Below are 12,417 nucleotides of genomic sequence, written 5' to 3' on the forward strand. Positions count from 1 at the left end.
ATTAACAGCCTCAAAGCTCTGGCAATATGCCGGAGCTTTTTTTATGAAGTAATGACTCCATGAATTATCATGTTGCTGGTTTTATCAGAAGCATGGTTGATTCAGCATTGAGAAATCTATTTTAGGATTGAGCCATCATCATGCTATAACCCCAGTCACTCATTTTAAAGAATTTTTGTTATGCCGCATATCCATCTTGAATATTCAGACAATCTAGAAAATTTTGCACCCAAACCCGTTTTGCTTGCCTTAAACCAGGCGCTGGTTGAGGGTGCTTATGTCGGAGCTGCGAATGAGCTAAAAAGCCGTGCCATTTGCCAGCATGATTTTGTCATTGGTTTAGCAGATGCTTCGCAGGCCTATGTGCATGCAAAAGTTTCTTTATTGAGCGGACGTAGTGTGGAATTACAGCAGCAAATTGCTCAAGTGATTCTGCACACACTCGAACGGCACATGCCTGCGCAAAGCCAAGTCAGTGTACAGATTTGTGTGGAAATATTAGAAATGCAGAAAGCCACTTATTCTAAGAAAATTATCTAAAAGCTGATAAAGGTCAAGAGCCTAAATTTTTATTTATCCTGTTGATATTTATTTGGATTTAATGAATTTAAGCCAAATTTAGCTGAGTAAGATCAGTTTTTATGGTATTTGGCTTAAAGATACTATTGATTACAAAATAACCACATTTGAAAACTGAAATTTATTTATATTTTATAAAAAAAGATTTGCTGAAAAACAAAAATAATGAAGTTCTTATAAATTAACAATAATAAAGGGGATTCAACATGGCCGGATGGTATGAAATCAGTCAAGTAGACGACGGACAGTATCGTTTTGTATTAAAAGCGCGAAATGGAGAAGTTATTCTCACCAGTGAATTATATAAGGCAAAAGCCTCTGTACACATTGGTATTGAATCGGTTCAGAGAAATAGCCTGAATGAGAGCCGTTATGAACGCTTAGAAGCCAAAAATGGTAAGCCTTATTTTAAATTAAAGGCGGTGAATCATCAGATTATTGGTATCAGCCAATTATATTCGAGCGATCAATCCCGTGAAAAAGGCATAGAGTCAGTGAGAAACAACGGCTCAACCACCAGAATTAAGGAACTGATTGCCTAGTCTGAATAGGTAAATGAAATAAAGCATGTAGTAATACATGCTTTATTTTTTGTAATAACGAAAAGTCTATAATTTATCTAAAATTAGTCCTGAATGAACTGATCTCAGGCTTCAATTGCTGACTGTTTTAAAAGCGCTTAGGAATTTTCTGGCCATTCGGTACAGGTGATTCTGCTTTTTTAAGTACCCCAAACAGCCAGGTTTCGGCATGGTTGACGGCCTGTTTTAGATCATCACCTTGCGCTAAACGGCCGGCAATGAAGCTTGCCAGTGAACAACCTGAACCGTGATATTCACCTTCAAGGCGAGGGCAGCGGGTTTCAGACACCAGTTCACCATTGATGAATAAAGCATTGCGGATATAGTCGGGAGTAGCTTCGTGTCCGCCTTTTACTAAAACGGCTTTGGCACCCATGGCAAAAAGCTGGGCTGTGGCCTGGTCGATATCTTTAATCCCGGTTAATGCACGAAGCTCTACCGTATTCGGCGTCAGCACAGTCGCAAGCGGAATCAGTTCGACAAAAGCTTTGACCAGTGTGGCTTGATCGCCCAAAGAACCGCCACTATTGGCTACCAGTACCGGATCCAGCACATATAAATATTCAGGATGTTCACGTAGAAATTCGGCTAAAGCGGCAATATTGTCCGTGGTTCCTAACATGCCGGATTTCACGCATTTAATCGGTAAATCTCCCACCACTGCATGCGCCTGAGCCAAGAGTAATTCTTTTGAAGTGGCTTCAAAGCCAAACACCTGTTGCGAGTTTTGAATGGTCAGGGCAGTACAGGCAATTGCCGCATGTGCACCACTTTGACCAATCGCTTCAATATCTGCCTGCAAGCCAGCTCCACCGGATGGATCTAAACCAGAAAAGCAAAGTACAGTAGGGCGCACAATGAAGTCCTTCATTCGTAAAATTTGCGTTAGTATAGGCAACTTTGAGCCAAGTCTCGATAGTATTTGTTAAGTAAAAATTTAAGTTGAAGGATCGGTTGGTGATTAAGAATATTTTGATTGATTTAGATGGCACATTAACTGATCCCAAAGTGGGGATTACCACTTCGGCACGTTACGGTTTGGCCAAAGTGGGGCATCCGATTGCCGATGATGTCAATATCGACTGGATTATTGGCCCACCCTTGCAGGCATCTTTGGCGAAAATTTTAAATGTTGCAGTGGATGATGTTCTGGCTGAACAGGCCCTGATGGGCTATCGCGAACGTTTTGCTGTGACGGGTTTATATGAAAATCATGTTTTTGAAGATGTAGCTGCAACTTTGCAAACCTTACAGCAAAAGGGTTTTCGTTTGTATTTGGCTACGGCAAAACCTCAAATCTATGCCAAACAGATTTTGGAACATTTTGATTTACTGCAATATTTTATATATGCCTATGGCAGTGAGCTGAATGGTGAGCGTACCAATAAAGCGGAGCTGATTGCCTATATTCTTGAAAAGGAAAAGTTAGATCCAGCTGAATGTGTGATGGTGGGTGATCGCGAGCATGATATTTTTGGCGCTCGCAGCAATGGTATAGACACGATTGCAGTGGACTATGGTTATGGTTCTGACGCAGAACTGACTCAGGCAAAACCTAAAGCACGGATAGCCAAATTTTCCGATCTGCTTCAATTTTTTTGATCACTCAATTCAAGCAAGTAGTTCCTTTAGTATCTCCCCTGAATCAAGCTTTTTGGACCGTTAACGCAAATCCAGATAAAAACTTTCCTTCACTTCTTCCATCACAATATAACTGTGTGAGGAAGCGGAGGAGGGAAGCTTTTTCAACAGATCCCCTAAAAGACGCCGATAAGCACTCATTTCTTTGAGGCGGGCTTTGACCAGATAATCAAATTCCCCGGAAATTAGATGACATTCCAGAACTTCAGGAATTTCCACCAAGTCACGTGCTACCTGATCGAACACATCGCCTGATTTGGCTGATAGTTTGATTTCTAAAAACACCAGCAAGTTGCGATCGACCAATTGCGGGTTCAGCCGCGCGTAATAACCCATGATGATGCCATCGCGTTCCAGACGTTTAACCCGCTCCGAACAGGGCGTGGTAGACAGGTTAACGCGAGACGCCAATTCGCTAATCGCAATCCGTCCATCGCGCTGCAAAATATCTAAAATCTGCTGATCTATACGGTCTAGTTTACGCATTATGATTTTCCTTTTTTTAGAATTTTTTCGCGACAAAACTATCAAATTACCTAGATTATAGTGCTTAAAACAGTGAAAAAAACTATCAATCAAAAAATATACTAGTGAAATAAACTAATATGCGTTAGGGATAAGCAATGCGTGTAATTGTCTTAGGTAGTGGTGTCATTGGCGTTGCAAGTGCGTATTACCTCGCACAACAGGGAGCAACCGTTACTGTCCTGGACCGTCAAGCGGGTCCAGCTGAAGAAACCAGTTTTGCCAATGCGGGTCAAGTTTCGCCGGGTTATTCGACCCCGTGGGCGGCGCCAGGTATTCCATTTAAAGCAGTCAAATGGATGTTCCAGCATCATGCACCGCTCGCCATCAATATGGATGGCAGCATGTGGCAATTACAGTGGATGGCGCAGATGCTCAAGAACTGCAATCCACACAGTTATGCAATTAATAAAGAGCGTATGACGCGGGTGGCGGAATATAGCCGTGACTGCCTCAGAGAGCTGCGTAAAGAGACTGGCATTCATTATGAAAACCGTTCTAAAGGCACTTTGCAAGTTTTTCGTAATGAAGCGCAACTAGACATGGTGCAACGTGACATTCAGGTGTTAAGAGAATGTGGTGTTGAGCATGAACTCTTGCTCAAAGATGATCTAGCCAAAGTGGAACCGGCTTTGGAATTTGCCACAGATAAATTGGTTGGTGGCCTGCATCTGCCAAATGATGAAACCGGCGACTGCTACTTATTTACCAATGCGCTGGCAAACTTGGCCAAAGAGCTCGGTGTAGAGTTTAAGTTCAACCAAAACGTCGAAAAACTGGTGGTTGAAGGCGATGACATCAAAGGTGTGGTGGTAAATGGACAAGTCCTCACCGCAGACCGTTATGTCCTGGCTTTTGGCAGTTATTCACGTGATTTCCTCAAACCGTTGCAGCTGAACCTGCCGGTTTATCCGGTGAAAGGCTATTCACTCACCATTCCAATTGTCGACCCTGCATTTGCACCGCAGTCTACGGTGCTGGATGAGACTTATAAGATTGCAATTACCCGTTTTGACCAGCGTATCCGCGTTGGAGGTATGGCTGAACTGAGTGGCTTTAATCATGGTCTGAATCAGGACCGCCGTGCAACTCTGGAAATGGTCACTAAGGATTTATTCCCGGGTGGAAACCTGGCAGAAGCAACCTTCTGGACCGGTTTGCGTCCAATGACGCCGGATTCTACCCCGATTATCGGCGCAACGCGTTTTAAAAACCTGTTCCTCAACACCGGTCACGGCACGCTGGGATGGACCATGGCCTGCGGTTCAGGCAAGCTCATCAGTGACCTGGTCATGAATCATCAACCGGATATCAGTACCGAAGGTCTATCGATCCAACGTTATCCTTCAGCTGCCTAAGACATATTCGGACATATAGATTCAAGGAAGAACAACATGCCACGTCCCATTACTGCAGTGATTCATAGCCAGTCACTGCAGCACAATTTAGATGTTGCCCGTACCAAAATGCCGAATAGCCAAGTCTATGCGGTGGTGAAAGCCAATGCCTATGGTCATGGTATTGAGCGCGTTTATCAAGCTTTCAAGTCTGCCGATGGTTTTGCACTGCTCGATTTGGCAGAGGCGAAACGCATTCGTGCCCTAGGCTGGAAAGGCCCCATCTTATTGCTTGAAGGCATTTTTTCCGAGCAAGACCTGTTTGACTGTGATGAGCTGAATTTGAGTTTCACTATCCATAGCCAATATCAGATTGAATGGTTGGCCCGATTCCCCAGAGCAGCGCAGTTTGATGTGTATTTAAAAATGAACAGTGGCATGAACCGTCTGGGTTTTGCGGCTGTTCATTACCGTGACATCTGGCAACAATTATCTCAACTGCCTAACATTAAAAGCATCACTCACATGATGCATTTCTCCGATGCAGACGGTGAGCGTTTAGGACGCGACGGCATTGAACATCAGTGTCAAATCTTCGATGCCATCACACAGGATTTACCGGGCGCGCGTTCCGTATGTAACAGTGCTGCCATTCTTCGCCATGCAGACTTAAATTCAGATGTGATCCGTAGCGGAATCATGTTGTACGGCAGTTCTCCCGATTTCCCTGCACATACGATTGATGACTGGAATTTGCAGCCTGCGATGAGTCTGCGCAGTGAAATCATTGCCGTGCAACAGCTTAAAGCGGGTGATAGTGTCGGTTATGGCTCGAGGTTTGTTGCCGAGCAGGAGATGCGTATTGGCATTGTGGCTTGCGGTTATGCCGATGGCTATCAGCGTCTGAGCAAAACCGGAACGCCAATCTTGGTCAATGGTCAGCGCAGTCATTTAGTCGGTCGCGTCAGTATGGATATGTTGGCGGTGGATTTAACGACTATTTCTGATGCGGGCGTGGGTAGTGAGGTGGTGCTCTGGGGGAAATCCTCCCAAGGGGCTGTACTCAGTATTGATGAGGTCGCAGCAGGTTCAGGCACCATTGGCTATGAGCTGATGTGTGCAGTCACGGCCAGAGTCAATTTTGTTCAAGATTAAGTTCTTGAAAATCAGATTATTTATTCAAATTATTGATACAAGGAAATGTATATGTCAGCTGACAACATTCAAAAATTCAACAGTAATGATGTCATGAGCGCTGTGACGGTATTTAATCAGGTGGTCTATCTTTCTGGACAGGTGCCGAAAAATACCGATAATGATGTGGCCGGTCAAACCCGTGAAATTTTAGCCACGATTGATGAACTGCTGGCTTTGGTTGGAACGGATAAATCCCGGCTGCTGTCTGCACAGCTTTATATTAAAAATCTCGCTGACTTTTCAACCGTCAATACCCTTTGGATTGACTGGATGAAAGGTTGTACTCCTCCTTCACGTGCCACCATTCAGGCAGATTTAGTCAATCCGGACTGGTTGATTGAAATTGCTGTGACGGCGGCACAGCCTTAATGTAAAAAATCTCCCCGTATGGCAGCAAAGCGGTTGCGACGGCTTTGTTGCCTAGCGTGTAAATGTCGCTGGTTGGGATGACTGGCAATGTAAAGCACATGGTTTACACGCAATCGTATGTTAAAAGGATGTTCAGTTATGACCACTACACCACGAGCAGACGATGTCCAGGCATCCTCGCATGAATTACAACGAAAACTGTCCAACCGTCACCTGCAACTCATTGCCATTGGTGGCGCGATTGGGACAGGCCTGTTTATGGGCTCAGGCAAAACTATCTCCCTGGCTGGGCCTTCAATTTTATTGATCTACATGATCATCGGTACCATGTTCTTTTTCCTGATGCGCGCATTAGGTGAAATTTTACTCTCTAACCTGCACTACAAATCCTTTATCGACATGGCGCATGACCTGATTGGTCCGGGTGCAGGCTACTATATCGGCTGGTCGTATTGGCTCGGCTGGGTGCTGGTCGGCATCGCAGACTTGGCTGCCATTATCAACTATCTTGGTTTCTGGCTGCCTGAAGGTATGGCTTTTACCCCATCAGGACAGGCCATGATCAGTGTGGCCTGCGTGTTGCTGGTGCTCGGGATTAATATGCTCGCTGTGCGTCTGTTCGGTGAAATTGAATTCTGGTTTGCCCTTATCAAGATTTTGGCCATTCTCGGGCTGATTGGTATTGGTGGCTTTATGGTGTTTAACCATTTTTATGCACCCAGTGGTTCGCTTGCCAGCTTTAGCAATGTCTGGTCACATGGCGGCATGTTCCCGCAAGGCGGCAGCGGATTCCTGGCCGGTTTTCAGATTGCCTTGTTCGCTTTTGTGGGCGTGGAACTGATTGGAACCATGGCGGCAGAAACCCAGGACCCTGAAAAAAACCTGCCTAAAGCAATCAACGCCATTCCAACCCGGATTATTTTGTTCTATGTCTTGTCGCTGTTCATCGTAATGTCGGTGACCCCGTGGAACCAGATTCCTGCGGATCAAAGTCCGTTTGTGTCGCTGTTCATGCATGCAGGCATTGGGGCAGCAGCCATTATCATGAATCTGGTGGTGCTGTCTTCGGTCATGTCTTCCATGAACAGTGGCGTGTTTTCAACATCGCGCATGCTGTTCGGTTTGGCGCGAGAAGGCCAAGCACCGCAAAAGCTGGCGCAGTTGTCTAAGCGTGCCGTGCCTGCAAAAGGCTTATTGTTCTCTTGTGCCTTTATTATGGCGGGCGCCGCGCTGCAATACTTTGTACCGAATACGGTTGAAGCCTTTACTTTAGCAAGTTCGCTGTGCGTGATTTTGTTTATCAGTATCTGGAGCATCATTATGGTGTGCTATATCCGTTACCGTAAACTGCGTCCGGAGCTGCATGCCAAGTCAACCTTTAAAATGCCGGGCGGAATCTGGATGTCTTATGTGGTACTGGTATTCTTGTTCTTTACTTTGATTATTTTAAGTCTGGAAGCCGATACCTTACGTGCCCTAATGATCAGTCCGATTTGGCTGATTATTTTGGCAGTCACCTATCAGCTGCTGTATAAACCACGGATGCATAAACGCAACAAGGAAATACTGAAACGCAATCAGGAAATGTTGAACTAAGTTTCTCTCAGATATAGTTTCTTTAAGATATAAAAAGCCTTCGATTTAGTAATGCTGATCAGTTAAGGAGTTTAGAAATAAACTCTTTAATTTTTTAATAATTTATGGCGGAGTCTTACCTTTTAAAATCAAACCCTTGTAGTTCATTTGTTACTTTGGTTTCGCCCAAAGTAACCAAAGGCATTTGTCATCCGCAAAATTCGTCAGCCTCTATCAACTAGAAAATTTGTCGCAGAAACAATCATTTTTTAATGTAGTCCGGCCTCAAACAGTTGCGGATGACTTTTCCACATATCAACTACAGTCATGAATTTAAAAAAGAAAATGCCAGTCAATTTCTTAACTGACTGGCATTACTTAGATTGAGGGCTTTTTTTGATGCTTAGAACACGGGTTTAACCACCACTAAGATCACCACTGCGAATAAAATGAACGTTGGCATTTCATTAAAGAAGCGCCAGAACTTGTGTGATTTATAGTGCGGGTTATCGATCAGTTTCTTACGGTAATAACCACAGACAAAGTGGTAAATCACCAGTAAGCCCACCAATCCGACTTTCAGGTAAAACCAGAGTGCGTCATGATAGTGCCGGGTGGCATCGCCCCAATCGACCAGGAAGTGCGCCGTAATCAGCGTTGCAACCATCGCTGGCCACATGATGCCACGGTACAACTTACGCTCCATAACTTGGAAGCGTTGATGACTCACCGCATCTTCACTCATGGCATGGTAAACATATAAACGTGGCAGGTAGAATAAAGCGGCGAACCAGCAAACTACAGCAATAATATGTAATGCTTTTACCCACAAGAAAGCATCAGAAGGAGCATCCATCTATTCACCCTTTTAAGGGCAGTGTGGCAGAAGTTGATCATCCATGACTGAATGATCAACATTTCTTAGCTTAGCCTTCCCATTTTTTGAAAACGAGACAGGCATTTACACCGCCAAAACCGAAACTGTTACTCATCACAGTATTCAATTTTGCGTCACGTTTTTCAAGTACGATATCAAACGGTTTTGCGCCTTCATCCAGTTCAGTCACGTTGATGTTTGGTGCAATAAAGTTATTTTGCATCATCAATACTGAATAAATCGCTTCCTGTACACCGGCAGCACCCAGGCTGTGACCGGTCATTGACTTGGTCGAGCTCAGTGGAGGAACCTGACCTTCACCAAATGCACGTTCCATGGCTTTCAATTCTGTGATGTCACCAGCAGGAGTCGATGTACCATGTGTATTTACATAGTCAATTTTATCTACACCGTGTTGTTTAGCTTCTTCTAAAGCCATCAGTACACAGCGTGTTGCACCTTCACCGCTTGGTGCAACCATGTCTGCACCGTCAGAGTTGGTTGCGTAGCCGACAACTTCAGCTAAAATTTTAGCGCCACGGGCTTGTGCGTGTTCAAGTGATTCAAGCACCACGAAACCGCCACCGCCGGCAATCACGAAACCGTCACGGTCCGCAGAGTAAGGGCGAGATGCTGTTTCAGGACTGTCGTTATATTTAGAGCAAAGCGCGCCCATGGCATCAAATAGCAAGCTTTGTGACCAATGATCTTCTTCACCGCCACCCGCCAACATTAAATCCTGTTTACCCATTTGAATCAGGTTATAAGCATAACCAATGGCATCGGCAGAAGTGGCACATGCACTGGTAATCGAGTGTGCAACGCCTTGTAATTTAAATGCTACACCTACGTTTGCAGTAATGGTGTTGGTCATGTTACGCGGTACAAAGAAAGGACCTACTTTACGTGCACCTTTGGTTTGCAATAGTTCGTTCATTTCAATAACAGAGGCAGTTGAACCACCACCTGAACCACCGGTAATACCGTAACGTGGGTTGCCAGCTAAATCTTCAACGCTTAAACCTGCGTGTTCTACCGCAGCAAGTGCCGAGTTGTAGGCATACATGGCACAAATGCCCATGAAGCGTTTTAATTTGCGGTCAATGTTGTCAAAATCTTGTTCAGCTGCTGCACTGACATGGCTCTTAAAGTTTAATTCTGCATAAGTCGGGTTAAAACGTGTTCCAGAAATCCCGTTTTGTAAAGAATGAGTGACATCTTCTAAAGAGTTACCAATGCATGAGTTGATACCCATGCCAGTGATTACAACACGTTTCATCTACAGATCCCTTATATGGTGATATTTTGAGTAAAAGCCGCTGATTCAGAGAGAAAAGTAAAAATCTCAATCCAGCGTATTACCCAGGTTTTTCAGTTGCATTCATCATAGCAGAAAGGTTTTTGAATTCTTATGGCAAATATTATGCCTATTTCGACTGTATGTATCTGTAATGTTTAAACGGAACAATTAACTAAAAGATACACAATCATATTGAGATAAACTTAGACTATACCTAGTATTTATCAATAATTGTAAGAATAGAAGACGAGGGTAAAAGAATGGCGGATACCAATAATAAACATTCAGGTGGATTCATCTCAAATGCTTTGGGAGTGGCTAAAAAGATCAGTGCAACAGGAATGAATGCCCTGAGTCATGCGGCTACCGAGCGTACTGGCAAGGCTTCCGGGGCCTTGAAGAATGGTCATGTTGTCGAAGGAAGTGCCCGTTCTCCAAGCGTATTTGAAGCCAGGAAATATGATAATCCACAACAAATGATACGTGAGTATTTGCCCAATGTATCCAGACAATTGCTGGGTCGTCAGTATAATAAGGTCAATCGTGTGGCGCAGTTTGTTTCACCGGATTTTTCAGACAAATTATCAGACTATTTCTTTGAACATTTAAATCAGTTCACTTCAAATCTGAGTTCTGTAGATGCTGTGTTGGATCAGGCTGGAGCAAAAGATTTACAGGAACTGACCCAAGACGTGGATCGTTCTAAGCGGGTAAGTCAGGCATTGGCAGAACAGAACAAGTGGATCGCTTCTATACAGGGCGCGGTCACAGGCGCTACAGGTGTGCTCGGTTCAGCGATTGATGTGCCTTTGTCATTGATTATGTCTTTACGCACGATTTATCAGGTAGGACGTGCCTATGGCTTTGAGCTGAATAAAGATACGGAACACGATATTGTTCAGTTTGTATTTAAACAAATTGACTTGAGTCAGATTGCTGAAAAACAGAGTGTATTGATGGCGCTAAAAATGGTGTCGAATATGCTGCAAAGCAATGATACCGCGCAATTACAAAACCTGCTGGGTTCCAGTAATAATGCGGAGCCACTCAAAAAATGGCTGGTCAATGAAAATGGTGAAATGAAATGGCACTGGTTAAATCATCTGCCTAAAGTTTCATTGATCAGTAAATTAACTCCAGTTGCTGGGGCGGGTATAAGTGCAGCCTATAGCTGGAAAATGGTGGAAGAGGTCAACCAGAAAGCGCAGCAGATATTTTCCAATGCCAGAAGCTATTTGCAACAGCATGAAGGAGCGGATTTATCTCCTGTGGCCGCTTATGAGAAATCCATGGAATTGTTGGCACATGCAACGCCAAAATTATTAAATCCTTTTACTAAAAGTGAACTAAATCCAGGTGAGCTTAAACTGGATCAGGACATTCCGGTGGAAGGAAATGATGCTATTGCCAAAGTCACCATTAAAAAGAAAGCCGATGATGCAAGCATAGATGAGGAGCGCAAAGATCAGCGAGTAGAACAAGGACTGGAGGATTTGGCTGAACAAATGGTAGAGCCGCATGCACAGGTTGAACCGCAAAAACCCGCCATACCGATAGATGAGTCGGAAATAGACGAAGATAGCCAGGCAGATACTGAAAGAGCAAATACTGCAACTGAGCAACTTGCTGCTGCAGAATCTGAACAGAATGAAGCACCTAAGCCAACGAAGAAAAAAGTTACAAAATAGAGTGTATAAAAGTCTGGAATTAAGTCTTTAAAAAAGCGTCTACTGACCAATATATAGCTGAGTGGTCAATATTTGACATAGCCTCGAATATTGACCATTTTTCTATCTTAGCTTACAATTGTGTGCCCTCAAAAAGTGGTATTTTTTTGAGGCTTTTTATTAACGGGAGAATTGCCAAATGGCAACAACAAATCAGTTGATCCGTAAGGGTCGTACGACTTTGATTGAAAAATCAAAAGTTCCTGCGTTGAAGGCTTGTCCACAACGTCGTGGTGTTTGTACACGTGTTTACACAACTACACCTAAAAAACCTAACTCAGCAATGCGTAAAGTTTGCCGTGTTCGCTTAACTTCTGGTTTTGAAGTATCAAGCTATATCGGTGGTGAAGGCCATAACCTACAAGAGCACAGTGTTGTGCTTATCCGTGGTGGTCGTGTTAAAGACTTACCAGGTGTACGTTACCATACCGTTCGTGGTTCTTTAGACTGCGCTGGTGTTAAAGATCGTAACCAGTCACGTTCTAAATATGGTACTAAACGTCCTAAGAAATAATCTTTTCAGATTAGCTTCTTAAGAACGTAGAACCGCAATCCTTTATCGTCTCGCTTGTCTGATTTCTGCATTTAATTTTGTGAAATTCAAGCGACGTGTAGTAAGGCCAGCGAACAGTACATGACACTTTGTACTCATGCTGGATAAACCTGAAGTGTCATATTTATAGGTGTATTAAAATGCCAAGACGTCGCG

13 protein-coding genes are annotated in these 12,417 nt (G+C 43.9%); 9 read left to right on the forward strand and 4 right to left on the reverse strand.

Annotated elements, in window-relative coordinates; translation table 11 throughout:
• The first annotated feature begins 180 nt into the window (after positions 1-180).
• Together B2Y23_RS13585 and B2Y23_RS13590 are read left to right on the forward strand one after the other, a co-directional pair.
• On the forward strand, positions 181-540 hold the full coding sequence (locus B2Y23_RS13585) for a 5-carboxymethyl-2-hydroxymuconate Delta-isomerase (RefSeq protein ID WP_291356594.1): 360 nt from the start codon (positions 181-183) through the stop codon (positions 538-540).
• A 245-nt stretch (positions 541-785) separates the two neighbouring features.
• The gene (locus B2Y23_RS13590) at positions 786-1,121 is read left to right on the forward strand and encodes a YegP family protein (protein ID WP_291356592.1); all 336 of its coding nucleotides are present in this window, start codon (positions 786-788) and stop codon (positions 1,119-1,121) included.
• 127 nt (positions 1,122-1,248) lie between these two features.
• Here the strand turns inward: B2Y23_RS13590 and B2Y23_RS13595 are convergent, their stop codons facing one another.
• A complete protein-coding gene (locus tag B2Y23_RS13595; RefSeq protein WP_291356590.1) occupies positions 1,249-2,016 on the reverse strand; it encodes a hydroxymethylpyrimidine/phosphomethylpyrimidine kinase in 768 nt (255 codons plus the stop codon).
• A gap of 101 nt (positions 2,017-2,117) precedes the next feature.
• Between B2Y23_RS13595 and B2Y23_RS13600 the strand changes: the two genes are divergently transcribed.
• Positions 2,118-2,762 carry an HAD-IA family hydrolase gene (locus B2Y23_RS13600; protein ID WP_291356588.1) on the forward strand — a complete coding sequence of 215 codons (645 nt, stop codon included), beginning with the start codon at positions 2,118-2,120 and terminating at the stop codon, positions 2,760-2,762.
• A 60-nt stretch (positions 2,763-2,822) separates the two neighbouring features.
• On the opposite strand, the gene B2Y23_RS13605 is transcribed toward B2Y23_RS13600, so the two are convergent.
• Positions 2,823-3,287, reverse strand: coding sequence for an Lrp/AsnC ligand binding domain-containing protein (locus tag B2Y23_RS13605; protein ID WP_086197651.1), 465 nt, complete (start codon positions 3,285-3,287; stop codon positions 2,823-2,825).
• 137 nt (positions 3,288-3,424) lie between these two features.
• Here B2Y23_RS13605 and B2Y23_RS13610 point away from each other — a divergent pair, with 137 nt between their 5' ends.
• The 4 genes from B2Y23_RS13610 to B2Y23_RS13625 all read left to right on the forward strand — a co-directional run bounded on the left by B2Y23_RS13610 (position 3,425) and on the right by B2Y23_RS13625 (position 7,825).
• Positions 3,425-4,684 carry a D-amino acid dehydrogenase gene (locus B2Y23_RS13610; RefSeq protein ID WP_291356585.1) on the forward strand — a complete coding sequence of 420 codons (1,260 nt, stop codon included), beginning with the start codon at positions 3,425-3,427 and terminating at the stop codon, positions 4,682-4,684.
• A 36-nt stretch (positions 4,685-4,720) separates the two neighbouring features.
• Complete coding sequence (alr, locus tag B2Y23_RS13615; RefSeq protein WP_291356583.1) at positions 4,721-5,818, forward strand: alanine racemase; 1,098 nt, start codon at positions 4,721-4,723, stop codon at positions 5,816-5,818.
• Between the two features lie 51 nt (positions 5,819-5,869).
• A complete protein-coding gene (locus B2Y23_RS13620) occupies positions 5,870-6,229 on the forward strand; it encodes a RidA family protein (RefSeq protein WP_291356581.1) in 360 nt (119 codons plus the stop codon).
• 138 nt (positions 6,230-6,367) lie between these two features.
• Complete coding sequence (locus tag B2Y23_RS13625; protein WP_291356579.1) at positions 6,368-7,825, forward strand: amino acid permease; 1,458 nt, start codon at positions 6,368-6,370, stop codon at positions 7,823-7,825.
• 382 nt (positions 7,826-8,207) lie between these two features.
• Here B2Y23_RS13625 and hemJ read toward each other — a convergent pair whose 3' ends face one another.
• On the reverse strand, positions 8,208-8,660 hold the full coding sequence (hemJ, locus tag B2Y23_RS13630; protein ID WP_291371391.1) for a protoporphyrinogen oxidase HemJ: 453 nt from the start codon (positions 8,658-8,660) through the stop codon (positions 8,208-8,210).
• 70 nt (positions 8,661-8,730) lie between these two features.
• Positions 8,731-9,960: a beta-ketoacyl synthase N-terminal-like domain-containing protein gene (locus tag B2Y23_RS13635; RefSeq protein WP_291371393.1), complete on the reverse strand. Its 1,230-nt coding sequence runs from the start codon at positions 9,958-9,960 to the stop codon at positions 8,731-8,733.
• Positions 9,961-10,241: 281 nt separating this feature from the next.
• Here B2Y23_RS13635 and B2Y23_RS13640 point away from each other — a divergent pair, with 281 nt between their 5' ends.
• Positions 10,242-11,669, forward strand: coding sequence for an EcsC family protein (locus B2Y23_RS13640; RefSeq protein ID WP_291371395.1), 1,428 nt, complete (start codon positions 10,242-10,244; stop codon positions 11,667-11,669).
• A gap of 178 nt (positions 11,670-11,847) precedes the next feature.
• Positions 11,848-12,222 carry a 30S ribosomal protein S12 gene (gene rpsL / locus B2Y23_RS13645; protein WP_004648013.1) on the forward strand — a complete coding sequence of 125 codons (375 nt, stop codon included), beginning with the start codon at positions 11,848-11,850 and terminating at the stop codon, positions 12,220-12,222.
• The last annotated feature ends 195 nt before the right edge of the window (positions 12,223-12,417 follow it).

This window comes from Acinetobacter sp. UBA5934 (genome assembly GCF_002430855.1).
Classification (GTDB): Bacteria; Pseudomonadota; Gammaproteobacteria; order Pseudomonadales; family Moraxellaceae; genus Acinetobacter.